The 24,265-nt window shown below is 44.6% G+C and carries 21 protein-coding genes and 1 pseudogene; 9 read left to right on the top strand and 13 right to left on the bottom strand.

The genetic code is table 11. The features are described 5' to 3' along the window. Window positions 1-11: 11 nt before the first annotated feature. Window positions 12-1,013, top strand: a complete 1,002-nt coding sequence (locus tag AZH43_RS08575; protein ID WP_067668716.1) for a lysophospholipid acyltransferase family protein — start codon at window positions 12-14, stop codon at window positions 1,011-1,013. On the opposite strand, the gene AZH43_RS08570 is transcribed toward AZH43_RS08575, so the two are convergent. The 3 genes from AZH43_RS08570 to AZH43_RS08560 all read right to left on the bottom strand — a co-directional run bounded on the left by AZH43_RS08570 (window position 1,010) and on the right by AZH43_RS08560 (window position 5,467). Next, window positions 1,010-3,466 (bottom strand): DNA internalization-related competence protein ComEC/Rec2, encoded by a 2,457-nt coding sequence (locus AZH43_RS08570; protein WP_067668714.1) that lies wholly within the window; start codon window positions 3,464-3,466, stop codon window positions 1,010-1,012. The genes AZH43_RS08575 and AZH43_RS08570 overlap by 4 nt on opposite strands. Window positions 3,467-3,552: 86 nt before the next feature. Further along, window positions 3,553-4,239, bottom strand: a complete 687-nt coding sequence (lolD, locus tag AZH43_RS08565; protein ID WP_067668712.1) for a lipoprotein-releasing ABC transporter ATP-binding protein LolD — start codon at window positions 4,237-4,239, stop codon at window positions 3,553-3,555. Further along, window positions 4,232-5,467, bottom strand: coding sequence for a lipoprotein-releasing ABC transporter permease subunit (locus tag AZH43_RS08560; RefSeq protein ID WP_067669125.1), 1,236 nt, complete (start codon window positions 5,465-5,467; stop codon window positions 4,232-4,234). The genes lolD and AZH43_RS08560 overlap by 8 nt, the downstream gene beginning before the upstream one ends. Before the next feature lie 25 nt (window positions 5,468-5,492). Between AZH43_RS08560 and AZH43_RS08555 the strand changes: the two genes are divergently transcribed. Next, window positions 5,493-6,062, top strand: coding sequence for a PilZ domain-containing protein (locus AZH43_RS08555; protein ID WP_067668710.1), 570 nt, complete (start codon window positions 5,493-5,495; stop codon window positions 6,060-6,062). Between the two features lie 4 nt (window positions 6,063-6,066). Here the strand turns inward: AZH43_RS08555 and AZH43_RS08550 are convergent, their stop codons facing one another. Next, window positions 6,067-6,975 (bottom strand): DMT family transporter, encoded by a 909-nt coding sequence (locus AZH43_RS08550; protein WP_067668708.1) that lies wholly within the window; start codon window positions 6,973-6,975, stop codon window positions 6,067-6,069. A gap of 11 nt (window positions 6,976-6,986) precedes the next feature. Further along, window positions 6,987-7,460 carry a YaiI/YqxD family protein gene (locus AZH43_RS08545; RefSeq protein WP_067668706.1) on the bottom strand — a complete coding sequence of 158 codons (474 nt, stop codon included), beginning with the start codon at window positions 7,458-7,460 and terminating at the stop codon, window positions 6,987-6,989. 323 nt (window positions 7,461-7,783) lie between these two features. On the opposite strand from AZH43_RS08545, the gene AZH43_RS08540 reads away from it, so the two are divergent. Further along, window positions 7,784-8,716, top strand: coding sequence for a hypothetical protein (locus tag AZH43_RS08540; RefSeq protein ID WP_067668704.1), 933 nt, complete (start codon window positions 7,784-7,786; stop codon window positions 8,714-8,716). A 420-nt stretch (window positions 8,717-9,136) separates the two neighbouring features. Then, window positions 9,137-9,277 carry a hypothetical protein gene (locus tag AZH43_RS18665; protein ID WP_162840079.1) on the top strand — a complete coding sequence of 47 codons (141 nt, stop codon included), beginning with the start codon at window positions 9,137-9,139 and terminating at the stop codon, window positions 9,275-9,277. A gap of 55 nt (window positions 9,278-9,332) precedes the next feature. On the opposite strand, the gene serC is transcribed toward AZH43_RS18665, so the two are convergent. Together serC and AZH43_RS08530 are read right to left on the bottom strand one after the other, a co-directional pair. Next, the gene (gene serC / locus AZH43_RS08535; protein ID WP_067668702.1) at window positions 9,333-10,412 is read right to left on the bottom strand and encodes a 3-phosphoserine/phosphohydroxythreonine transaminase; all 1,080 of its coding nucleotides are present in this window, start codon (window positions 10,410-10,412) and stop codon (window positions 9,333-9,335) included. A gap of 119 nt (window positions 10,413-10,531) precedes the next feature. Next, the gene (locus AZH43_RS08530; protein ID WP_067668700.1) at window positions 10,532-11,212 is read right to left on the bottom strand and encodes a hypothetical protein; all 681 of its coding nucleotides are present in this window, start codon (window positions 11,210-11,212) and stop codon (window positions 10,532-10,534) included. A 143-nt stretch (window positions 11,213-11,355) separates the two neighbouring features. Here AZH43_RS08530 and AZH43_RS08525 point away from each other — a divergent pair, with 143 nt between their 5' ends. The 5 genes from AZH43_RS08525 to gltP all read left to right on the top strand — a co-directional run bounded on the left by AZH43_RS08525 (window position 11,356) and on the right by gltP (window position 17,851). Then, window positions 11,356-12,870, top strand: coding sequence for a TolC family protein (locus tag AZH43_RS08525; RefSeq protein ID WP_067668698.1), 1,515 nt, complete (start codon window positions 11,356-11,358; stop codon window positions 12,868-12,870). A gap of 18 nt (window positions 12,871-12,888) precedes the next feature. Next, window positions 12,889-14,070, top strand: a complete 1,182-nt coding sequence (locus AZH43_RS08520; RefSeq protein WP_067668696.1) for an HlyD family secretion protein — start codon at window positions 12,889-12,891, stop codon at window positions 14,068-14,070. 2 nt (window positions 14,071-14,072) lie between these two features. Then, entirely contained in the window at window positions 14,073-15,203 is a 1,131-nt protein-coding gene (locus AZH43_RS08515; RefSeq protein ID WP_067668694.1) for an ABC transporter permease, read from the top strand. After that, window positions 15,200-16,297 (top strand): ABC transporter permease, encoded by a 1,098-nt coding sequence (locus AZH43_RS08510; RefSeq protein WP_067668693.1) that lies wholly within the window; start codon window positions 15,200-15,202, stop codon window positions 16,295-16,297. Before AZH43_RS08515 ends, AZH43_RS08510 begins: the two co-directional genes overlap by 4 nt. Window positions 16,298-16,555: 258 nt before the next feature. Beyond that, entirely contained in the window at window positions 16,556-17,851 is a 1,296-nt protein-coding gene (gltP, locus tag AZH43_RS08505; protein WP_067668691.1) for a glutamate/aspartate:proton symporter GltP, read from the top strand. A 57-nt stretch (window positions 17,852-17,908) separates the two neighbouring features. Here gltP and AZH43_RS08500 read toward each other — a convergent pair whose 3' ends face one another. The 6 genes and pseudogenes from AZH43_RS08500 to AZH43_RS18360 form a co-directional block, all read right to left on the bottom strand. Beyond that, window positions 17,909-18,346 carry a DUF3887 domain-containing protein gene (locus tag AZH43_RS08500; RefSeq protein ID WP_067669123.1) on the bottom strand — a complete coding sequence of 146 codons (438 nt, stop codon included), beginning with the start codon at window positions 18,344-18,346 and terminating at the stop codon, window positions 17,909-17,911. A 76-nt stretch (window positions 18,347-18,422) separates the two neighbouring features. Next, complete coding sequence (gyrA, locus tag AZH43_RS08495; protein WP_067668689.1) at window positions 18,423-21,413, bottom strand: DNA gyrase subunit A; 2,991 nt, start codon at window positions 21,411-21,413, stop codon at window positions 18,423-18,425. Window positions 21,414-21,731: 318 nt separating this feature from the next. After that, a complete protein-coding gene (locus AZH43_RS08490; RefSeq protein WP_067669121.1) occupies window positions 21,732-22,259 on the bottom strand; it encodes a DinB family protein in 528 nt (175 codons plus the stop codon). Between the two features lie 101 nt (window positions 22,260-22,360). Then, window positions 22,361-23,293 carry an electron transfer flavoprotein subunit alpha/FixB family protein gene (locus AZH43_RS08485; RefSeq protein WP_067668687.1) on the bottom strand — a complete coding sequence of 311 codons (933 nt, stop codon included), beginning with the start codon at window positions 23,291-23,293 and terminating at the stop codon, window positions 22,361-22,363. 18 nt (window positions 23,294-23,311) lie between these two features. Further along, window positions 23,312-24,064: an electron transfer flavoprotein subunit beta/FixA family protein gene (locus AZH43_RS08480; protein ID WP_067668685.1), complete on the bottom strand. Its 753-nt coding sequence runs from the start codon at window positions 24,062-24,064 to the stop codon at window positions 23,312-23,314. 83 nt (window positions 24,065-24,147) lie between these two features. After that, a pseudogene (locus AZH43_RS18360) lies at window positions 24,148-24,265 on the bottom strand (coproporphyrinogen III oxidase); the annotation flags it as partial.

Here is a 24,265-nt window from a genome sequence, read left to right as displayed (position 1 = left end):
GACCATCACCAATGACCGAACAGAATCCGCAAAATACAACGTACCGTCTATTGAAGTTTATCAGCCGTCAACCCATTCAATTTTCTCGTTTTATTGCAAAAGCGCTGGCCGGTTTAGTCAATGCTTTAAAAATTTCGAAAACATCAGAAACGATTCGTTTAAATCTTAATATTGCGCTTCCGGAACTAAGTGATGAACAGCGCGAACAGATTACAGCGCAAGCGATCCGCAACGAATTGATGTCCTATTTTGAATTTTTCAGTATTTGGGGATCCAGCAATGAAAAAAATCTGTCCCGTATTCATCAAATACACGGCGAACAGTATTTTTACGATGCATTCGCTGAAAATAAAGGTCTGGTCTTGGTGGTACCGCATTTTGGCACTTGGGAAATCATGAATGCCTGGTTTGCACAGCATACCAAAATGACCATTATGTATAAGCCTGTTAAAAATCAAACTGCAGATGCCTTTGTGCGCAACGCCCGCAGCCGCGAGCAAGCGCATCTTGTCCCGACGGATGAGACTGGGGTCCGCCAAATTTTCAAAGCCCTTAAACAAGGCGGCACAACTGTTATTTTACCCGACCATACACCGCATGTCGGCGGTGAAATGATTCCTTATTTTGGCGTCCCTTTAGCCACCAGCAATCTAAGCGCTAAATTGATTCAAAAAACCAAAGCCAAAGCGCTTTTTGTGTACGCTATCCGCAATGAACATGACGGCTTTGATATGCATATTGAACCGATGGATGAAGCTATTTATCAGGGCACGGCGAATCATGGGTCCAGCGTTATTTTTGATGCTTTAGAAAATTTAATCCGCAAATATCCTGCACATTACCATTGGAGCTATAAACGCTTTAAAGCCAGTCCTGCTACAGACAACATCTACCATTTACCCATGAGTGAAGCCATAGCATTAGCGCAAAAAGTCCGTGAAGAAGCGAAAACTCAAAACAGCGCTTTAAACTCTATGGTAAATGAAGAAACAATGGCTGCGCCTGTCCGCTAATTGCGGCGCAGCCATTTCCATTCCTCTCTTGCAGCGTGCAGCTGGATTTTACCGTCCAGCTGTATAAATTGGATTGTGCCTTGTTGACTGGTCGTCAGCAATGGAATGTTCAGCTGTTTTAAACGCGCTTGAGTCACTGCGCTGGGGTGCCCATATCGGTTGTATTTTCCAGCGGATGCAATTGCTAATTTAGGCTGCAGCGCTTTTAAAAAATCATAAGAAGAACTGTTGCGGCTGCCATGATGGCCTAAAACAATTACATCGGCTTTTAGGTCTGGATATTTCTGCATCAATTCATACTCTGTTTCCCAGCCGGCATCCCCCATCAATAAAAAACTTCGATAAGGCGCGGCATTCTTCAGCTGTATATACAAAACACATGAGTTTTCATTTTTACTGCGAGCCGCAGTGCCGACCTGCTGCTGCGAGGGCGATAGGACATCTATGCTCAGCTGATCAGTCCACTGCCAGCGCTGGCCTTGATAGCAATAATGAAATTGAGTCTGTACTGGCATTGAAGGGCGTTCACTGGCAATCAGCTGCGCTATCGGAAAATCCTGCTGTATAGAAAAATATCCGCCGCTATGGTCTTGGTCTAAATGGGTTAACAGCAGTTGGTCTAACTCACTGACCGCATTGACGGCCAAAAATGGCAGGATAATTTGCCTGCCGACACTGAATTTGTCTTCATCATAATTGCCGCCCATATCGACCATCATGCTGTGATGCTGATCACGAATAAAAATGGCCTGACCTTGTCCCACGTCTAAGATATTTAATTCAAAGGCATGCGGCATATAACCTTTCAAAATTAAAGCCAGCAAACCAATGACTGCCCAGCTCTTTGGCAACACACCGCGAGGCAAAAACAAAATGATTAGGCTTAAAGCCAACAGTAAAACCATCTTGGATGTTAAAGCGATTGAAGTCAGCTTCGGACTAAAAAGTGCATCTAAACCCTCTAAAAACATCAATAAGATTGCCAAGCATCGGTCATTCAGCATAAACAGCAAAGAGGCCAGAGACTCAGAAAACCCATAAGCCAGCGCTGCAAAAATATCTAAAGGTACAATAATCAGCCCAATCCAAGGAATCGCAGCAATATTGCTGAACGGAGTAATCCATGAGACTTGCTTGAAAAAAAGAATCATTAAAGGCAACAGCGCTATAAATATTTTCCATTGCGATACAGCCAGCAATCGCAGCGATAACAGCACTTTGGTTTTCCAGTCTAATTCCTGCTCAAGTTTCGCCTGCTGTTGCTGTAAGGTTTGATAAATGCGCAATAAAATAAAACATGCGCCATACGACAGCCAAAATGCGGCAGACAATATACTGAATGGATCAATCAGCAGCAATACAGATGCGCTGAATATTAATAATTTTAAAGGCTGCAGTTTTTGCTGCAGCAACAGCATCAAACTGCCTAAACAGCACATGAGAAGCGTCCGCACTGCGGGAATCTCAAATCCTGCAAACAGGCAGTACATGAAGACACAAATCAAAAACGGGATAATCAGCACATATTGTTTTGGCACAGTTAAATAAAGTTGCGGCCGGTACCGTGCGACTGCGGCCTGCAGCAGCCAGCTGACCATGATGGCAAAAATGACTACATGCGGCCCTGAAATTGCCAGCAGATGACTCATCCCAAAACGCTGAAATTGCATTTTAGTGGCTTTTGTGAGCAGGCTTTCATCCCCTGTCAGCAAAGCCAGAAGCAGGCCTTTATGCTGTAAAGGCTGATGCTGAATAAAGACTCTAAGATTAAGCCGCTGTTTTTCAACCCATAAGGGAAATTGACGCAACCAGCGCTGCTGCTGTTTAACAAATCCTGTATAGCCAAGCGCAGATACCTGCTGTTCCTGCAGCGGCTGAATCTGCTTGACGCGAAACCCTGAGGCAATATTCTGCTGCAGAAACCATTTTTCCTGATCAAATGCACCCGCTGTGGCATAACTCTGCGCTGGCCTTAGTTCTCCATTTAAACGGTAATACTTACCTAACTGCAATTCCTGCTGCTGTGAGCGCAAATTGGCATATGGAATATAAGCCAAGTACTGCGGAAGCGCATCTAAGGCTAAAGCCCCGTTTGCATTATTCAATACCATAATTTTTTGCTGGACGCTTTGCTCGCCCAATTCATTTAAGCGCGCAACATAAACAATCAGTTCCATCGAACCAGATTCATGCTCAACATGCATAAGGCGCTGGTCTAAGCGGCTGCTGGCATATCCAAAACCTAAATAAGCTCCAAGCATTACGCTCATGCCAATATTCAAAATTTTAAAGAACGGACTTTGATCTTTAATTAAAGGATGCATCACGCGCTGCATAATCAGCCAAGCAGCCATTACGCAGACTGCCGTCCAAAAACCGATATGGGCATTCAGCCACATTTTACCCATATAGGAAACGCCTAAAATCCAGCCAAGGCAAAACCATTGCAGCATTGTTGTTATTCTTTATTCGCTTTATTGCGCGCAATAATAAAGCCCGCCGAGGCGAGCTTCAATCTATAGCGGAAAGTTCAAATGAATTAGGCTTTTTCGACCCATAAGCCATCCTGCATATGCAGCACTGCATCTGCCGACTGAGCCAAGTATTCATCATGCGTCACGATCAGCATCGCCATGTTAAATTCTTTACGCAGCTCCGAAAGCAGTTCAAAAATTTTCACTGCAGTTTTACGGTCAAGATTTCCTGTAGGCTCGTCCGCCATCATCAGCTTAGGTTTGGTGACCAAGGCACGGGCCAAAGCGACACGCTGGCGCTCACCGCCAGACAGCTCACCTGGCGTATGGGTCATACGGTGCGATAACCCAACGCGATCCAGCAAATATTCAGCTTGCTGCTTAACATCTTTATAGCTTGCGCCTTTGCGCAGCATCAGCGGCATGGCAACATTTTCCAATGCACTGAACTCTGGCAGCAAATGATGGAACTGATAAACAAAACCGAGGTGCTCGTTACGGATATAGCCGCGTTCCGCTTCACCCAAAGTATCAAAACGCTGCCCATTAATCAGCACTTGCCCTGAAGTCGGACGGTCTAAGCCGCCCAATACATGCAATAGCGTGCTTTTACCTGAACCGCTGGAACCGACAATCGAAACAAACTCCCCGGCTCTTACTTGCAGTGACAGGCCGCGGATCACATCAACCGATGACTTGCCATCGGTAAATGACTTGGTGATATTCTGCGCATCCAAAATTAAATTATTCATAGCGCAATGCCTCCGCTGGCTGAATTTTGGCTGCGCGGAAAGCCGGATAAATGGTCGCGATAAAGCTTAAGCCTAATGACAGGCCGACAATAATCAGCACATCTTGCCAGCGCAAATAGGATGGCAAATAGTTGATGAAGTAGGCATCAAACATATTCAAGCCCAGCGTATTGTTCAGCCATCCGACTAAATTACTGATGCTGGATGCCGCGATAATACCCAAGATAGCACCGGATACCGTTCCGATTACGCCAATGACTGTCCCCTGAACCATAAAGATTCGGGTGATGGTTGCAGGTGAAGCGCCTAAAGTGCGCAGAATCGCAATATCCGATTTTTTATCTGTCACCACCATGACCAGTGATGACACAATATTGAATGCCGCCACCAATACAATTAAAAACAGCAGCAGGCTCACCATCGCTTTTTCCATCTGAATGGCGCTGAACAGATTGCCATGCGTATACGTCCAGTCAGAAGCGTAAAAGTTTGCAGGCAGGTCGCGCACAATTTCCTGCGACACTTGCGGCGCTGCAAAAATATCATCCAGCTTCATGCGAATGCCTTGCGCGCCGTCTGGCAAACGAAGCAAGGTGGCTGCATCATTCAGGGCAATATAGCCCATCATGGAATCCACTTCTGCGCCAATACTGAAAATACCGACAATTTTAAAACGCTTAAACCGCGGCACAACACCAGCTGGTGACGGTGTTGCTTCCGGCAGGACTAAAGTAATGCTGTCATTTAAACCCAAGCCTAAGGCATCGGTCATTTGCTTGCCCAGCACAATACCGAATTCACCTTTTTTCAGGTTATCAATACTGCCTTCAACCATGTGGTCCTGAATAATTGAAACCTTTTTTTCATACTTCGGCTCAATCCCCGTGACCATTACCCCTGAAACTTGGCCCTGCGCCGTCAGCATGCCTTGCAGCTGCGTAAATGGCGCGACACCTTGAACATGCTCATGTTTTTCGATTTTCGTTGCAAGTTCTTGCCAATTTGTTAAAATTTGTGTTGAAGAAACAGTAGCTTGAGGTATCATTCCCAAGACACGGTTTTTCAATTCGCGGTCAAAACCGTTCATCACAGATAAGACTGTAATGAGCACAGCTACACCTAGGGTGAGACCGATCATCGAAACCAAAGCAATAAAAGAAATAAAGTGGTTACTGCGCCGTGCGCGAGTGTATCTCAACCCTATATACAGCGAGATTGGTTTAAACATAACCATCTAGTCCGAGGTAATAATTATGGAAAATTTACAGCATCAAAGCGGATACACGGAACGCCGCGTCATGTCTCGCATCGATGCTGCCTTGCGAATCAATTATCAGATAATTCCTGATGATGTTGCGCTGAATGATCCTTACGATCCTAACTTTGTCTTGCCGCGCTATTTTCTACTACTTGCAGAATTAGATCAATTTGATCACGCGCTTAACTACGAATTAGAACAATTAGCTGAGAAAGATCAACAAATTGCTCGAATATTATCCTTATTTAACCAAAAGTTAAACCTGATTACGGGGTCTTTGTACGATGCAATTGTACAAAGCATGTTACCTATTCCTGAACATGTGAATTTTTCAGAGACAGGCTTGAGCTTTTTCAGTGAGCACCCAATCCAAGAAGGCACTTATCTGCACCTCACGCTCAGCCATCCCGAAAATTTCTTTCATATTGCCGCTACAGCGCAAGTGGTTTACAGCCGCCATGAAGAAAATGGCAAATACCGCACAGGGGCTTATTTTATTACCCTGCATCCGCAAGACCGTGTAAAGCTCTCTGAATGTGTATCTTTAACACAGCATAAGGACTGAAGCTTTATTCAGCCTTAATTTTTTGCGCGAGCGCCCTGCTCGCCTTAAAATCTTGATAAAAATATACAAATAAGCCCGACAGTAAAACAGCAGCGCCCAAAAATACCATAATGGTAATTTTTTCATCATTGAGCAGCGCCCCAACCAGCATAGCAATCATCGGTGTGAGAACAGTGGTTAAAGATAAAGTCGTCGCTTGAACATTTTGCACCAATTTAAAATAGCAGAACATCGCCACTAAAGACGCCATTACAACGGCATAAGCCAATCCAAACAGTGATTTAGCGCCCGGCATTTCTGTTGGCGCATAAGACCAGATAAACGGCAGCATGCACATGGCAAGCAGTGCCGAAACCAAAATTGAGCCAGTAGCCTGTGACATAGGCGCAAGGGGCGCATTGATCTTTTTAACCCAAAAAATTGAGGCGCAGTAGATAAATACACTCAGCAGCATCAGCCCGATACCTGCTGGCTGTACATGCTGCTCACTTCCCCCAAGGCATATAATGCCCAGTCCAGCGACAGCAATGAGCATACCCAGCCACTGCAGACGGCGCAGACGAATTTTAAAAACGAAAAAGCCGATCAACCCTGTAATAATGGGCGCAAGGCCAAACATCAGCGCAATAATGCCAGAACTCAGATAAGCCGTTGCTAAATAAGTAAAAATTTGCGAACCGATAAAACTGCAGGCTCCCGCCACATAACTATGTATGGATAATCCATTCATAGGCAATTTAGCGCGTGTGATCCAAAGCAGGACGACAGCCAAAGGCAATGCGATAAAAAACCGCAATGCCAAAGCCCACAGGCTATGCAAATCAGCCACACTCCAAACAATCGCCAGCGGGGTTGTAGACCAGATAAAGACCAGCAATGCATAGCTGACCATTAAATTAAGTTTTGAGGGCATTTTTTACAGCCTTATTTTTGAGCTGTTTTTCGCTTTTGTTTCATAATGGTCTGATCCAGGCTGCTTGAAAACTCACGTTTATCACGCTCGGAAATAGGCGGCGGCCCGCCCGTCTGTACACCGGCACCGCGCAGGCTGTCCATAAAATCACGCAAATGCAGACGCGCCTTTACATTGGCAGTAGTGTACACCTCGCCGCGCGGATGAATTGCTATACCGCCATTTTCAATTACTTGGGCAGCCAGCGGAATATCTTGCGTCATGACGATGTCATTTTCTTTCATGCGTTCAATAATTTCTTTATCTGCCGCATCGGCACCGCTCATGACTTGAATGGAGTTGATGCGTACAGACGGTGTGATGCCTACATTTTGATTGGCAACGAAAGTAACTTCAAGCTGATACCGGTCTGAAGCTCGAATAATCACTTCACGCAAAATTTTAGGCAGCGCATCTGCATCTACCCAAAGTTTAAATGGCAGCACAATTCTATCCAGTACGAAAGTAGTACAGTTATTCTAGCAAATCTGCATGGCAGTAAAGCGTGAAATAGCTAAATATTATTTTTGCCTGTTTTTAAAATTTTAGAAATTTCACTGATGCGGTCAGCTGAAACTGATCAAAAGATCAATTTGTTACGCATTTGAATCTTTTTATAATGCATGCTTATATACTGTTAGCTCATGATTTTAATTATTTTTTAAGATTTTTCTTTGATTTATTTCATTAATATTTAGCGGGCCTGACTTGAAAATTGCAAATAACCCTCGATTTAATAAATAAATATAACCTAACATCAATCGTGCATATGAAAAATCAGAACAGACCAGACACTATCACCATTGAAGATCAGAGCTTCGGCAGCCACATTGAGCACTGGAATTTACTAACAGAGCAGCCCGGCACAGATGTTCCGCAATGGTTAGGTCAAGCACTGGATGCACCGGTCATGCCGATGGGCCTATGCGTAGCGGAATGCGATATGGATGCGGGCACTTGGCTGATTCAAGGTCCAAGCAAAGCGTCTGTTCAGCTTGCTCAAGTTATTGAAGTTGAAAACAACAAACCTAAAGCTGTAAAAACCGCATTCCCCTGTTTTGACAGCCCATACCAATTCAAAGCCAGCATCGACCGCATCATCACCTGCAAATCCAATATTCAAGCAGTATTATGCTTGAATCTGGGTTCGAACACTTCTGTATATGCTTTTGACAGCTTATACAGCGTCAACCATTCCCAATATGAAAAAAATCAAGAGTATTTGGTGCAGCTGAATGGCTGGGCTTATGAACTGGAAGCGGTAGCAGACCATGAACAATTGATTGTCGATGACCCCGCGTCTATTAAGCACCACCGCGCGCTGAATGATATTTTAGCAGCCAACAACGGGGTTGCTCCGGCAAACCTGCAGGAACAAATTGAAGCATGGGAACCCCAATCGGAAGATGACAAAGCGCCTGTAACGGTTGATTTTTCAAAAATGGTGGCTTATCTGTATGGCGAAAATATGGGCCAAGAAGATGAAGCCTGGTTTCAAGGCAATATTGTTGGCAAGACTGCAATGCAGTTCATGGAGCAAGATTACACACTTTATGATGTGACTTTGATTCATGAAGAAAACCAGCCTGCGGTGCTGATCCGCATAGCCACCAAAGACGCAGCCTATAAAGATTTTGATATCGGTCAATTTATTCGCGGCAATATTTGGATTCAAGCCAATATTTACGCAAAAGCGGCTTAATATAAATTCAAAACAGCCAAATTCTGCAACACGCAGATTTTTGGCTGTTTTTTTTCAGACGCCGCTAACATCTGTATTTTATTAAAATAATTAAAATCCGCTTATATTTTATCCACAATTAATAATCAAAACCCAGTATTTTAAATTCAAACATCAATACACTTATCCACAATTTTAAATTCAAAAATTAATCAATTTAAAAACTGATTTAATATATTCTCAATTCATTATTTGCACTGTCCATATTTTTAATCATTTGAAAATATAAGTTTTTTTACAGATGCAGTTTATTTTTTCAAATAAGTATTGCTGTTCAGTAATTTTAGTGGCGATAGTACTTTATTTAATCAAATTTTTATGGTAAAAATGCAAATTACAAATATAGGATTTAACGATAAATAGATCGGAAAATAAATATCTATGAAAATCGTGCAAGAAGAAAACTTACAGCATGCTGGTCACCGCCTGATTTCTCGATATCAAGTCGAGCCTATGGCCTGCCTATTCTTTATTTTAGGCATGATGATCTGCGCATATTTACTCCATACTTTTATTCTTTAATTCAGCAGATATAAAAAAAGCCCATCTTTCGATGGGCTTTTTTTATCTTCAAAGATTATGCGTTGCGTTTGGCAAAGTCATCCATGAAATTCACCAGCGCCTGTACGCCGTCTAAAGGCACTGCGTTATAAATACTTGCACGCATGCCGCCAACAGAACGGTGGCCGGCCAGATTCAGCAAGTGATTCTCTTCCGCTTCTTTCAGGAACTGCTTGTCTAAATCGGCATTTGCCAATGTAAACGGCACATTCATAATTGAGCGGTTTGGCTTAGCAATCGGGTTGTTGTAAAAATCGCTTGAATCGATGTAGCCGTAGAGCAACTCAGCTTTTTCTAAATTCGCCTTGTAAATGGCGTCTACACCGCCCTGTTCCAAAAGCCATTCAAAAACTAGACCCGCCAGATACCATGCATAAGTTGAAGGTGTATTCACCATTGAATCATTTTTTGCTTGCGCAGCATATTTCAAGATGCTTGGAACTTCAGGTTTCGCCTGATCCAATAAATCTTCACGCACAATCACTAGAGTTAAGCCTGCTGGGCCAATATTCTTTTGCGCGCCCGCATAAATCAGGCCAAATTTAGAAACGTCTAATGGCGCAGATAGAATACTTGATGAAAAATCGGCAACCAAAGGCTTATCTGTTTCCGGAATACCAGCAAACTGAATACCGCCGATTGTTTCATTATCGGCATAGTGCACATAAGCAGCATCATCAGACAGATTCCAAGTGCTTTGATCTGTAATGGCCAATTTACCGTCTACAGTAGTACCAGCTTCAATCACGTTAATGTCGCCATAACGCTGTGCTTCTTTGGTCGCTTTTTCTGACCAAATACCCGTGTGAATATAATCCGCTTTGCTGTTTTTACCCAGCAAGTTCAAGGGAATGGCAGAAAATTGCAGAGATGCGCCGCCTTGCAGGAACAGCACTTTGTAGTTCTCAGGAATATTCATGAGCTTGCGCAAATCAGCTTCAGCCTTTTCTGCAACAGCAACATAATCTTTGCTGCGGTGGCTCATTTCCATGATGGAAAGACCTTTGCCATGCCAATCCAGCATTTCAGCTTGGGCTTTTTCTAAAACGGCAGTAGGTAATGCAGCAGGACCAGCACAGAAGTTGTACGCGCGCATGATTTTTCCTTTCAGAGTGAGACACAATAAAATGATGGCATTTAACCACAGATAGCCTGTGCTTGCAGTAATTTATCCTGAAAATATTTCAATGCTGTCGGACATTTAAAACTAAAACTTCAATAAAGATCTGATCTTTTTACCGGCTTGATAATCTCAATAAAGGGCTCACCCGCCAGTAAAAAGCTGACGATTCTTAAGATTAAGGCAGGAATCACCACAATGCCGTGAATCAGCATGGCCGCGCTCAAATAAAAACCAAACTCCATCCAGCGCAGCTGCGGCAAAAAAATCCGCGATTTATTGTTCAGTGTTTGCGCTTTGAGCGCCGCAAGCGGAGCTTCGCCGTTTGCATCAATCCACTGCCGTGTTTTTCTGTGATAAGTATTGCTGCTGATTAAACCGCGCCGGTACGCCTGCAGCATGCGTTTGGGCTGCAAAAAGAAACCTGTGGACAGCGCAATCAAATTCATTATGCCTAAAATGGGATGACGGAACATAGAACCTGTGCCCAGCTCCCAAGCGCTGACCTCGCCTTCACCAATCCGCCCAACGGTATAGCCCGTCAAAATATGATGCATGTCATGATATTTGAGATACTTATGCCGCACACCAATATTCGGCATAGGCACAATCAAACAGCCGGTATATACACCTACTGTTAAAGGCTGACGGTCCCCGACAATTGGGCCAAAGCCATTTTTTTGATAAAAAAGCTCGAGTGACTGATTTAACATATAAGAATCTGCAAAATTATTTGGCGCTTTGGCTTGTAAATCCATCTTATATTGATTAAACATGAGGTTAGTCTGCACACAATATAGCCGATAATTTCAATTTTTCACACTATAGCGGCAAGATCAAAAAAATGAACAGCTGTATAAAAAGCATAATACCGGATCATTGCTTTATACTTGGCCTGACGATACGGAGAATCTATTCGATGTTACAGCGTGCCTCTGGTTTAAGCCGTTCCGAACAAAAAAGTACAATCAATAAAAAGACGCTAACTGCACTTCATGGCTCTATTTTCACAGTTTCTATGCTGTTCAGCTCGATGTGCTGTGCGCAAAGCATCAGTTTCCAGCAAGCCGAGCAAAGTGTGCTGCAGGACTCTTACAGCACCAAAGCCAATCAGGCGCTGCAGCAGGCATCTCAGCTTGAAGCCGAAGCTGTAAAAGGCTTAGGGCTGCCAAGAGTTGATTTAAACGTACGGGCTTATGCTTTTCATAATGAATTGGACATTCCCTTTGGTGCAGTCAAAAATAATTTAGAGCAGTCCTTGAGCAATGGCGTCAACAGCAAAATTGATGAATGGCAAAACGCGAATCCCAATATAGGCGATTTGTCTGGCCTGAAAGACGGACTGAATCAAACTATCCATAATGGCGTGGGTTTAATCCCGGATGAATCCCAAGTGGTCTTGGATGATCAGGTGGTGCGTCCGACTGTTTCAGTGATGATGCCTTTATATACAGGCGGCCTGACTTCCAGCGCCAAAGAAGCGGCCAATATTAAAGCGCAGCGCAGCCAGCTCAATACCAAGCAACAGCAGGATGTTCAGCGTTTTGAACTGATACAGGCCTATTTTAATGCCCAATTGCAAAAGCAATTGCTGGCAAGCAGCAAATTCAATTTCGTTTCCATGAAAAAACATTACGGCAATGCGCTGAAACTTGAACAGCAAGGTTTTATCAGCAAAGGCCAGCGCATGCAGTTTGAAGTCGCCCGCAACAATGCAGAACGCGCCTTCCAAAATTCAGAAGCCGGCTATAAGGCCAGTTTATTTCAGCTGAATAACCTCTTGCAAAGCAGCCAGATTAACGACTTGACTACCCCTCTTTTCGTCAACTCAACACAAAATTTGGCGTTGAACAGTTTATTAAAAAGCTTCCCTGAACATTCAGCGCTGATTCAGAAAATGCAGATGGATACGCAACTGGCCAAAGCCAATGTTAAAGCGCAAAATGCAGCTAAAAAGCCCAGCCTTTATGCTTTTGGGGAATACAGCCTAGACGATAAGCAGAACTGGATTGTCGGCGTAGCCGCACGCTACAACTTATTTTCCGGCATTGATAAAAACAAAAATGTGCAGGCTGCCGAACTGCAGCGCTACGCTACCGAGCTGATGACTGAACGCACCAAACAGGAAATTGAAAATATTATTTATAAATCTTACAGTGAAGTGACTACGGCGCAGCAAAGCGATCAGCTGCTGCTGCAAAACATGAAAGCGGCACAAGAAAACCTGCGTATTCAGGAGCTGTCTTTTAAAGAAGATATGGGCACAGCCGCCCAAGTGATTGATGCGCAAAATGCGCTGAGCGGATTAAAGTCTGAAACCGCACTGAATGCATATAAATATGTCATGTCATTAGCAACTCTGCTGCAAAGCCACGGTTCGATTGCACAGTTTCAAACCTACATTAACCAGCCTAATACGCACTACCTTCGTTAATTTCAGATGGGGAACAATATGGATCAAGATCAAAACTCACCTGAATCGGAAAATCAATCAGCGCTAGCTGAACCGCAAAATCCGCCAAATAAGCGATCAGAAACGGCTGAGCCTGCAAAAAATAAAGACGGACACAGCACGGCAGCAACCGAAGGATCATTTAAAAACACCCTTTCTGATAAAGATTCAGTAGCCGCACCCGAAAAAAAGAATAAATCTGCCGTTTTAAAAATCGCAGCTGCAACTGTTCTGATTCTGCTGCTGGGGCTGATTGCCTTCGGGCTATGGAAAAGCTATCAGCCAAAAGAAGTGGAATTGCAAGGCCGGGTTGAAGCAGAGACCATTCACGTTTCAACTAAAGTGCCTAGCCGCATTGAAGAAATTTATGTTCATGATGGGCAAAAGGTTAAGAAAGGACAGGAATTAGTCCGCCTGTTCAGCCCAGAGGTTGATGCAAAAAAACAGCAGGCCTTAGCGACCCTGCAATCAGCTCTCGCTCTGCAATCGACAGCAGACCGCGGCTCACAGGAAGAAAATATCGCCACGCTTTATGCCAACTGGCAAAGCATGAAAGCACAGCAGAACTTAGCGCAACTCACTTTTCAGCGTGGGGCCAAACTGTTTCAGGAAGGTGTAGTTTCGCGCCAGCGCCGCGATGAAATGCATGCCGCCGCAGTGTCGGCTGCAGAAATGACAGAGGCTGCATACCAGCAGTACGCCCGCGCTAAACGCGGCAGCACACCAGAACAAAAGTCCTCTGCCGATGCGCAAGTCAGTATTGCCAAAGCCGCTGTAGCCGAAGCCAATGCCTTAGAAGCGGAAACTAAATTATTGTCGCCAATCACTGGCACCGTCTCTAAAACCTACGGCAAAGCCTCGGAACTGGTTGCGATGGCTGTTCCCGTAGTCAGCATTATTCAGGATGATGATCTTCATGTCACCCTGAATGTCCGTGAAGACCAGTATCAGTCTGTATATAAAGCCAAAACCATGAGCGGCTATATTCCTGCGCTCGGCCAAAGCGCTGAATTTAAAATTAAAAATATAGAGGCTGAAGGTGATTTTGCCACCATCAAAACAACACGACAAACGGGCGGCTATGACATCCGCAGCTTTAAAGTGCATCTCGCACCTGTTCACCCCCTCCCTGATTTAAAAGTAGGGATGAGCGTGCTGTTTAAAGTGAAAGAGGCTCAATAAATATGCGCTCAGGCCTGCTGCGTGAACTGCGCTATCTGCTGAAGCATAAATGGGATTTATGCCTTGTCACGCTGGCGCCTGCTTTTATTATTGTGCTGTTCTGCAGCATGTTTGCAGCCGGCAAAGCCGAGCACTTGCCGATTGCCATTATTGACCAGGATCATAGCCAGCTCAGCAGAAGTATTGAGCATCATTTAAGCCTGAGCAGCACCTTAAGCATTGCTCAAATCAATGAAAGTCAAAGCGAAGTTGAGCAGCTGCTGAATCAAAATAAAATTTGGGGCTATGTGCATATTCCTGCAGGTGCAGAACAGCGAATGGTTCAAGCCAAAGATGCCGAAATCAGCATTGCCTTTAACCAAAGCTATTTCAGTGTGGGAAATACCATTTCATCCGCTATGCTGCTAGGCACGCTGCAAGCCTCGGCTGAGTTTATGGGGAAAAATTATTTAGAAAATAAAATCCCCTACTTGGATGCCCCAACACCGAATGTCAAAATTTCTCCGCTGTACAATCCTAGCCTCAATTATGAGTTCTATTTAGAACCTTATATGATTCCCGCAATTTTGCATTTACTGCTCTGCTGTTGTGTGGCATTTTCCGTTGGCCAAGAGCTGAAGTTTCAAACCGCTCAGCAATGGCTGCAAGGTCAAAGCCTGTTCAGTGCATTGATGAGCAAAAATCTGATTTATATTTTAATTTTCACCTTTTGGACATGGCTCTGGATGGTCTGGCTGATTGGCGTTCACGGCTGGTTCGTGGCGGGCCATCTTTGGCTGATTTTAGCAGCGCAAATCTTATTTTACAGCGCCTATGCCTTTATCAGCAGTGCAATTGTATTGGCAACCCAAAATTTATCTAAAACATTCGGTGTTATTGCTGTTTATGGCGGCTCATCCTTAAGTTTTGCCGGTGTAACGTTGCCTCTGAATAATGCCCCGATGTTCACCAAGTTTTGGGCGCACATTATTCCCTATACGCCTTATGCCAAATTGCAGACTGAACAATGGGTCATTGGCAGCCCGCTTTCTTCATCTGTGCAGCCCTTTGCCGTACTGTTGATTTATGCGGTGCTGTATTTTGCTTTGGCTTATATCTTCTTGAAAAAATATGCCAAGGAGATGCAGCCATGAGACAGTTTTTCAAACATTATGTTCAAACTTTTAAAAATATCGCCGCCAATTCATCCATATTGACGACCCTGATTCTGTCCGTCTTTATGTACAGTTTTTTCTATCCCACAGCTTATCAAGCACAGCAAGCGCAGGCTTTGCCCATAATTATTGTGGATGAAGAACAAAGCGCTGCCACCTCTGCCATTATTGGACAAGTTTCTAAAAGCCCCAATGTCGAAATTAAAGCAGTAACAGGTAATTTTGCTGAAGCCCAGAGCATGATTCGGCGCCAGCAGGCAGATGGTATTTTGCTGCTGCCTAGCAATCTATCCAACAGTATTCGCCGCGGTGAAGCAGGCGGTATAGGTTTATATTTAAGCGCAGCCAATTTTTTAAAAACCAAACAAATTGGCTTAGGCCTTGCAGCCTCCATTGAGCAGGCATTGGCTGAACAGGCAGAAAAATTCGGCAATGTCTCGCATTTTTCACCTGCGCTTTCTATTCATCAAATCCCTTTATTTAATACGTTATCCGGCTATGGCAGCTATATTTTCCCTGCCGTAGCGCCGCTGATCATCCATCAGACAATTGTTTTAGGTTTATGCATGCTGCTGGCAGACTACCGTGAGCAGCACCGCTGGAAGCCAACAACCGCCGAGTTTTGGGCCATATTCGCAGCCATCATGACTATTGGCTGTTTGGGCTGCTTTTATTTATTCGGCTTTACTTTTTGGCTGTACGATTACCCGCGCGGCGGAAATTTTGCGGGCATGCTGATTGCTGTACCAATATTCATTGGCTGTGTGATTGGCCTAGCCATGCTGCTGGCTTCTTTTTTAGATATACCTGAGCGCGCTGGTCATGTGATTGTATTCACCTCCATTCCCCTATTTTTACTCTCAGGCACAGCATGGCCGCATGCTGCAATGCCTGTCTGGCTGCAATTGTTTGGAGAGTTTTTACCATCGACCCAAGGCATTCAAATGTTCATTCAACTCAACCAAATGGGCGTGCCAACACATTTAGTTGTACCTAAATTAATTTACTTGAGTGTTTTTGGCGCCATTTGTTTAAGCTGGGCATTTTATAGATTAAAACTTAAACCGCAGTAGTTAATTATTAGTCATTTTTATTCATTGCATAAATTATTTTTATATTTTAAATCGAATTATTAAATAAAACTGAAAAAATAAACACCAATTGAGCGCGATTTCCCAAAAATAGTTCGCTCATTTTTCATAATATCTTCAAAATAGACTTAACCCAATCTGTCCAAATTTCTCTTGCTTCTCCTTCACCTTTTTCCGGTGCAGTGCAAGAGCGCGTGCAGATATTTTTTTGTCCCTAATTTAGTTTTTTCAGAGCTGAGTATGAAAAAAATTAAGATGAGCCTTGCATGGCAAATCGTAATTGCACTTATTTTAGGTATACTTTTAGGCTCTATTCTTCATTATTCTCCCGAATACCGTGATGCCTTAGTAAATAATTTATTGACCCCGCTGGGCTCAATATTTATTAACCTCATTAAAATGATTGTAATCCCGCTGGTTGTATCAATGCTGATTCTAGGCATTGCCAATGCAAGCCACGGTTCCAATGTCGGTAAACTCGGTTTCAAAACCATTCTGTATTTTGAAATCATTACCACAATCGCCATTATTGTGGGCCTAGTCGCCGCCAATGTGTTCCAGCCCGGCGCTGGAATTGATATGTCTACCCTGACTCAAGTCGATATTTCCAAATATCAGGAAACGACGCATGAAGTCAGCGAGCATTCGCACGGCCTAATACAAACGATCCTGTCTTTAATTCCATCCAACTTTTTTGCCGCATTGACCAGCGGGCAAATGCTGCCGATTATTTTCTTCTCGGTCTTGTTTGGAATAGGCTTAGGCTCATTACCCCAAGATACCAAACAGCCGCTGCTCACAGTACTGCATGCCGTATCTGAAACCATGTTCAAAGTGACCCACATGATTATGATGTTTGCGCCTTTAGGTGTATTCGGCTTAATCGCGGCAACGGTTGCAAACTTTGGTTTCAGCTCACTGCTGCCCTTAGTGAAATTGGCGGTATTGGTCTATGGCGCAATTTTATTCTTCATTTTTGTGGTATTGGGATTAGTCGCCAAAATCTGCGGATTCAGCATTTGGGCAATTGTTAAAATATTGAAAGATGAATTGATCTTGTCATATTCAACTGCCAGCTCAGAGACTGTGCTGCCGCGCATTATGGAAAAAATGGAAGCTTATGGCGCGCCAAAGCCGATTACCAGCTTCGTGATTCCAATCGGCTATTCATTCAATTTGGATGGATCAACACTATATCAAAGTATCGCAGCAATTTTCATTGCACAGCTGTACGGCATTGATTTGAGCTTAGGTCAGCAAGTGATTCTGGTCTTAACGCTGATGATTACATCGAAAGGTATTGCCGGCGTGCCTGGCGTGTCTTTCGTTGTTTTGCTTGCAACTTTAGGCAGTGTCGGCATTCCGCTGGAAGGCCTTGCATTCATTGCCGGTATTGACCGTATTTTAGATATGGCGCGCACTGTACTGAATGTCATCGGCAATGCTTTAGCTGTACTGGTGATCAGTAAATGGGAAGGCCAGTTCGACACAGAAAAGCAAAAAAACTATAACGCGCAACTGAATAATACCCTGTAATTCAGCTGTAAAAATAAGGACGCTTCGGCGTCCTTTTTTGTGCAGTCAGAATTTTATTTAAATTTTCTCACCGAATACCGACACGCTTAAATCACGAATTTTAGCGCTGCCGCCTGCTTTATCAAAGCTGACATCATATTGCACTAAATTTTTATCGTAGCCATATTCATAAGTCACCGTATACTTGCTGGGCTGACCAGTGGCCTTCACTGCATTCTTCGCAACAATTTTTTTGGTTTTATAATTTTCTTTTGGCAGCCCCCGCGCAAATTTATGCATTTCTTTTTCATTGGCGCTGAAACGCGCCTGAAGTTCCGGTTCTAGCCGTGTCATCAGCAGCTCAAAATTTTGCGCGCGCAGGTCATCATAAGCCGATTGCGCTGCCTGCGCCTGCTGCGCGCTCGGGTCAGGAATCGCATTCATTGCCTGCTGTCCAAGCTTGTCGCAGCCGCTCAAGGCCAATACTGATGCCAAAACAGCATATTTAAATTTCATCATCATGTTTATCCGCCTAATAGGTTCCTGACGTAGAAAAAAGGACGCCGAAGCGCCCTTTTTCATTGATTTAAACTCAGTCTTCTTGAGGATCGTTTAAATCAGATTCATTTTCTGTACTTTCGTCAATGATTTCATCATTTGAAGGCGCTTCTGCTGATGCCGCTAAAGATGCATCATCCAGCAGCTCATCATCTTCTTCAACGGCTTCAATTGAAACCACTCCCACAAGCAATTCTTCATTGCCTAAACGGATCAGGCGCACGCCTTGCGCATTACGGCCTGTCTGCGCAACTTCAGATGCGCGGGTACGCACCAATGTACCGCCATCAGAAATCAGCATCAGCTCTTTGGTTTCATCGATGGCAACTGCACCCACCAATTGACCGTTACGCTCTGAGGTCTTGATAGCAATCACACCTTTACCGCCGCGTTTCTTGGTCGGGAAGTCATCCACCGGTGTACGTTTACCATAACCGTTTTCAGACGCGCAAAGCACTTCACCTGTTTCCGGTACAACCACAAGTGACACGATACGGCTGATCAGCGCTGAATCTGAACCGTCTTCGTCATCCGAATCAACGTCAGCGTCTTCTGCATCTTCTGCCTGCGCAGCTGCACCGATCGTGACGCGCATACCGCGTACGCCTTTGGCAGAACGGCCCATTGAGCGTACGTCAGTTTCTGCAAAACGGATGGCTTTGCCTTCGTTCGAGAACAGCATAATCTGCTGCTCGCCGTCAGTGATCGCAACACCAATCAGCGTATCATCACCGTTCAATTCAATCGCGCGCAAGCCATTTGAACGGACATTGGAGAACTGTTCCAACTCTACACGTTTAATCGTACCGTATTCAGTCGCCATAAACACATAGAAGTTTTTGCGGACTGCTTCTGCTTGCTGCGCGAAATCATTGATGATGTCATCATCAAGATCTGTTGCTGAAAGCTCTAGGCCAATCTGTTTCAACTGAATCCGCAATGCATCAGAAATATCATCTGCACCGTCTTCCAGCTCAGTCAATGCGGCTTCAAGCTCAACGTAGTGACTGTTGATCACTTCATTGTTTTGAATCTGCGCCGCATTGGCTTTTACGAAGGCTTTAAAGTCTGCCAGACGCTCTTTGAATTTCTTCGGCGCGTCAATCACAGGCAGAATTGCTGTAATTGTTTCGTTTTCATCCAATGGCAGCAAGTTGACCATCGGACGGCCTTTCGCACCGCGAGAGGCTTGCGGCACTTCATACACTTTCAGGCGGTAAACCTTGCCGACATTGGTGAAGCACAGCACAGTCGCATGGTTTGATGTCACAATCAGATGCTGAATGTAATCATCTTCTTTCATTGATGTTGCAGACTTACCGCGGCCGCCGCGGCGCTGCGCAGCATAGTCGGATAATGGCTGTGTTTTCGCATAGCCAGTTTTTGAAACCGTCAGCACCATTTGCTCTTCAGGGATCAAATCTTCGCGGGAGAAGTCGATACGGGACTCAACAATAGATGTTTTACGCGCATCGCCATACTGCTGAAGAATAAGCGCAAGCTCTTCACGAATTACATTCATCAATAAATTGAAGTCATTTAAGATTGCAGTATATTCAGCAATTTGCGCCAAAATTTCTGAGTATTCAGCTTGCAGCTTATCTTGTTCAAGGCCCGTTAAGCGATGTAAGCGCAGCTCTAGGATTGCGCCGACTTGTGTCGGTGACAGGCGGTAGACTTCGCCGGTCAAACCAAATGGACGTGATGGATCTTCACCTTCAATTTCATCCGGACGGACAGAAACTGCACCGGCTTTTTCCAGCAGCGCAACAACACCGCCGCCTGCCCATTCGCCAGCTTGCAAACGCTCACGCGCTTCAGCAGGGTTCGCAGATGTTTTGATGGTTTCAATGATCGCATCGATGTTCGCCAATGCAACAGTTAAGCCTTCCAAAATATGACCGCGTTCACGCGCTTTGCGCAATTCGAACATAGTCCGGCGCGTAACCACTTCTTGACGGTGGCGGATAAACGCAGCGATGATATCTTTCAGGTTCATCAACTTCGGCTGTCCATTGTCCAGACACACCATGTTGATGCTGAAGGAATTTTCCAGCTGAGTGTTTTGGAACAGGTTGTTCACAATAACTTCAGCATTTTCACCGCGCTTCAGATCAATGGCGATACGCATACCGTCTTTGTCTGATTCATCACGCAGCTCTGAAATCCCTTCCAGTTTTTTCTCTTTCACCAATTCAGCAATACGCTCAATGGTTTTTGCTTTATTGACTTGATATGGAATTTCAGTAAATACAATGGTTGTGCGGCCAGACTTCTGGTCTTCTTCAAAATGGTATTTACCGCGGATATGCAAACGACCTTTACCGGTGCGGTAAGCGTCCACAATGCCTGATTTGCCATAAATAATACCGCCTGTCGGGAAATCAGGACCAGAGATATGCTCCATCAAGCCTTCAATGCTGATATTCGGATTATTTGCATACGCCAGACACGCATTGACAACTTCGGTCATATTGTGCGGCGCCATATTGGTCGCCATACCGACAGCAATACCCGTTACACCGTTAATCAGCAAGTTTGGCACGCGCGTTGGCATGACTTGCGGAATACGTTCAGAGCCGTCGTAGTTATCTTCCCACTCAACAGTGTCTTTTTCTAGATCAGCTAAAAGCTCATGAGTTAACTTACGCATCCGGACTTCGGTATAACGCATTGCAGCCGCGCTGTCCCCGTCCACCGAACCGAAGTTACCCTGACCGTCAACCAATTGGTAACGCAAGCTGAAATCTTGAGCCATACGGACAATAGTTTCGTATACAGCTGAATCACCATGCGGGTGATATTTACCGATCACGTCACCGACTACACGGGCAGACTTTTTGTAAGCTTTGTTGTAGTCATTGCCCAATTCGTGCATTGCAAAAAGCACACGACGGTGAACCGGCTTGAGACCATCTCGTACATCTGGCAATGCACGCGATACAATCACGCTCATCGCATAATCGAGATATGAGCTCTTCAGTTCATCCTCAATGGCAATCGGTCTAATTTCCGATACGCTCATGCATACTCCTTATTATACAAGCTCATTCTGCTCATATTTATATGTCGTAAATCTTGCTAAAATTCCACTCAAAAAGCATGAGTCAAAATGTAAAATACAGCCGTAAATTATAGCATAAACACTCTTATTTTTGTGCGTTATCAGGCAAGTTAATCGCCTTATTTTAAGGGTTTGCATCGCTTAAAATTCACGCTAAAACGGCTTCAATTATAATCTGCCGGCAGATTGGCTTTTTTCTGTCCAAACGCTAGAAAAAATACTTAACAATTGAACGCCCGCAATCCATCTTTTCTTCTCCAGCCACGACTATATCCGCGCTTAAAGATGGTCGATTCGATATAAATCTGCATGCGCTCTTTGGAAAAAAATCAGATCCAGCTCAAGAGAAATCCCGGTCAGCTGATAAATCATGCCATGCAGCTGCCCACGGTGATGGCTTTGGTGATTGAACACGTGCGCTAATATTTCAGTTAAAGGCTCACAATAGACCTGATCACGCCGAATATATTGAATGTCCTGCGTGAATGCGCAATCCTCTAAGGACTGGATATATTCCAGCAAGCGCAAATCCAACGCTGTACGCGCCTGAATGCACTCTGCCGCATTTGGATAAAGCACATCATCCAACGCATAGCTAGACGGCTTAGAACCGCAAATTCGATCCAGCCAAAGCACATCACCCACATACAAATGGTTAATCATGCGAATAATGCTTTTAAAATAAGTGCCGCAGTCTCGATGCTGCTGTTCAGGGCTCAAATCCTCTACGGCGGCATATAATTTTGCATTCACCCACCGGTTATAGTGCGCAAACATTAAATAATGATTTTTAAAACTGTAAGGCATACCAAGCATCTTTTATGATTAATATTTTATTTATTCTTAGCATAAAAAAGCCCTTACGCAGATATTCCGCGCAAGGGCTCTTGAAACTCAAGTTTCAGAAATTAGATTTTAGATACTAACTCTGGAACCACAGTATTCAAGTCACCGACCAACCAGTAGTCCGCAACTGCATTAATTGGCGCTTCTTCATCTTTGTTGATCGCAACGATCACTTTAGATTCTTTCATACCCGCCAAGTGCTGAATCGCACCTGAAATACCCACAGCGATGTACAAATCAGGCGCAACAATTTTACCTGTTTGACCGACTTGCATGTCGTTCGGTACAAAGCCTGCATCCACTGCAGCGCGTGACGCGCCTTGAGCAGCGCCCAGTTTGTCCGCCAATGGGTCAAGTACAGTGTGGTAGTTCTCGCCTGAACCAACACCGCGGCCGCCTGATACAACAATGCGCGCAGCTGTTAATTCTGGACGTTCAGATTTTACGATTTCTTCGTGAATGAACTTAGAAATACCAGCATCGCCAGTAGAAGCAAGCGCTTCAACCGCAGCAGAACCGCCCTCGCTTGCAACTGGATCAAATGCTGTACCGCGTACAGTTGCAACGACAACTGATTCAGCAGATTCTACAGTTGCAATTGCATTGCCTGCATAGATTGGACGCTTGAATGTTTTAGGGCCATCAACTGCAATGATGTCTGTGATCATGCTGACATCAAGAAGCGCAGCTGCGCGTGGCAGAATGTTTTTACCGGTGGTTGTAGACGCAGCAAGGATGTGCGAATAGCCAGAACCGATAGAAGCAACTAATTTAGCTACGTTTTCAGCCAATTGGTTTGCGTAGGCAGCGTCGGCAGCAAGCAGTACTTTGCTTACGCCAGCAACTTTAGCCGCTTGGTCAGCAACCGCTTGCGCGCCTGAACCAGCAACCAATACAGTGATATCACCACCGATTTTTTGCGCTGCAGCAACAACGTTTAATGTCGCGCCATTCAGCGCTTTGTTGTCGTGCTCAGCGATAACTAAAATACTCATGATTTTTATCCTTCTGTATTAGATCACTTTCGCTTCGTTTTTCAATTTTTCTACAAGCTCATCTACTGATTTCACTTGTACGCCAGCTTTACGTTCTGCAGGCGCTTCAACTTTAACTGTTTTAAGCTTTGTTGCAGGGGTTACGCCRAAATCAGCCGGTGACTTAACATCCAGCGGTTTTTTACGCGCTTTCATGATGTTTGGAAGCGCCGCATAGCGTGGCTCGTTCAAACGCAAGTCCGTAGTGATGATGGCTGGAAGCGCAAGCTCTACAGTTTGCAGGCCGCCGTCAATTTCACGAGTCACTTGCACTTTGTCGCCGTCTACTTTCACTTCTGACGCGAAAGTGCCTTGGCCTGCGCCAAGAAGGGCGCCAAGCATTTGACCGACTTGGTTCGAGTCGTCATCAATCGCTTGCTTGCCCAGAAGGATCAATTGAGGCTGTTCAGCTTCAACCACGCCTTTTAAAATTTTAGCGATTTCCAGCGCGCCCAATTGGCTGTCATCCGCTTCAACCAGAATGCCGCGGTCTGCGCCAAGCGCCATTGAAGAACGGATTTGTTCTTGAGCTTCTTTAGCGCCAATAGAAACAACAATGATTTCTGAAACAGTTCCTTTTTCTTTTAAGCGAACCGCTTCTTCCACTGCGATTTCACAGAATGGGTTGATTGACATTTTAACGTTCGTTAAGTCAACACCACTGTTGTCCGGTTTAACACGGACTTTAACGTTGGCATCAACCACACGTTTTACAGCAACAAGAGCCTTCATGTAATCCTCGGCTGTTTTAGCAAATGTAAATATTGAGAAAAGTTATATTAACTCTTCACTTTAAATTTTTTAGGTGCCCKAWCCCCGCCTTTTTCAATCACGGTGCCGTTCTGCAGCACGCGTGAACGTCCGCCGCCGCCTTCTGGGCGCTCCCAGTCATCAATAATGAATTCGGCTGTGCCGCCGCCGGCACGTTCCTGC

This window comes from Acinetobacter pragensis (assembly GCF_001605895.1).
Taxonomy (GTDB): Bacteria; Pseudomonadota; Gammaproteobacteria; order Pseudomonadales; family Moraxellaceae; genus Acinetobacter; species Acinetobacter pragensis.
This window is presented reverse-complemented; position numbering and strand designations above follow the sequence as displayed.

Bases quoted from the DNA above. Each gene is read 5' to 3' on its own strand.
- gyrA (WP_067668689.1), bottom strand. From the start codon at position 21,413: ATGAGCGTATCGGAAATTAGACCGATTGCCATTGAGGATGAACTGAAG.
- AZH43_RS08525 (WP_067668698.1), top strand. From the start codon at position 11,356: ATGTTACAGCGTGCCTCTGGTTTAAGCCGTTCCGAACAAAAAAGTACA.
- AZH43_RS08540 (WP_067668704.1), top strand. From the start codon at position 7,784: ATGAAAAATCAGAACAGACCAGACACTATCACCATTGAAGATCAGAGC.
- serC (WP_067668702.1), bottom strand. From the start codon at position 10,412: ATGCGCGCGTACAACTTCTGTGCTGGTCCTGCTGCATTACCTACTGCC.
- AZH43_RS08490 (WP_067669121.1), bottom strand. From the start codon at position 22,259: ATGCCTTACAGTTTTAAAAATCATTATTTAATGTTTGCGCACTATAAC.
- AZH43_RS08485 (WP_067668687.1), bottom strand. From the start codon at position 23,293: ATGAGTATTTTAGTTATCGCTGAGCACGACAACAAAGCGCTGAATGGC.
- AZH43_RS08530 (WP_067668700.1), bottom strand. From the start codon at position 11,212: ATGTTTAATCAATATAAGATGGATTTACAAGCCAAAGCGCCAAATAAT.
- AZH43_RS08500 (WP_067669123.1), bottom strand. From the start codon at position 18,346: ATGAAATTTAAATATGCTGTTTTGGCATCAGTATTGGCCTTGAGCGGC.
- AZH43_RS08510 (WP_067668693.1), top strand. From the start codon at position 15,200: ATGAGACAGTTTTTCAAACATTATGTTCAAACTTTTAAAAATATCGCC.
- AZH43_RS08575 (WP_067668716.1), top strand. From the start codon at position 12: ATGACCGAACAGAATCCGCAAAATACAACGTACCGTCTATTGAAGTTT.
- AZH43_RS08555 (WP_067668710.1), top strand. From the start codon at position 5,493: ATGGAAAATTTACAGCATCAAAGCGGATACACGGAACGCCGCGTCATG.
- AZH43_RS08560 (WP_067669125.1), bottom strand. From the start codon at position 5,467: ATGTTTAAACCAATCTCGCTGTATATAGGGTTGAGATACACTCGCGCA.
- AZH43_RS08515 (WP_067668694.1), top strand. From the start codon at position 14,073: ATGCGCTCAGGCCTGCTGCGTGAACTGCGCTATCTGCTGAAGCATAAA.
- AZH43_RS08570 (WP_067668714.1), bottom strand. From the start codon at position 3,466: ATGCTGCAATGGTTTTGCCTTGGCTGGATTTTAGGCGTTTCCTATATG.
- AZH43_RS18665 (WP_162840079.1), top strand. From the start codon at position 9,137: ATGAAAATCGTGCAAGAAGAAAACTTACAGCATGCTGGTCACCGCCTG.
- gltP (WP_067668691.1), top strand. From the start codon at position 16,556: ATGAAAAAAATTAAGATGAGCCTTGCATGGCAAATCGTAATTGCACTT.
- AZH43_RS08550 (WP_067668708.1), bottom strand. From the start codon at position 6,975: ATGCCCTCAAAACTTAATTTAATGGTCAGCTATGCATTGCTGGTCTTT.
- AZH43_RS08520 (WP_067668696.1), top strand. From the start codon at position 12,889: ATGGATCAAGATCAAAACTCACCTGAATCGGAAAATCAATCAGCGCTA.
- lolD (WP_067668712.1), bottom strand. From the start codon at position 4,239: ATGAATAATTTAATTTTGGATGCGCAGAATATCACCAAGTCATTTACC.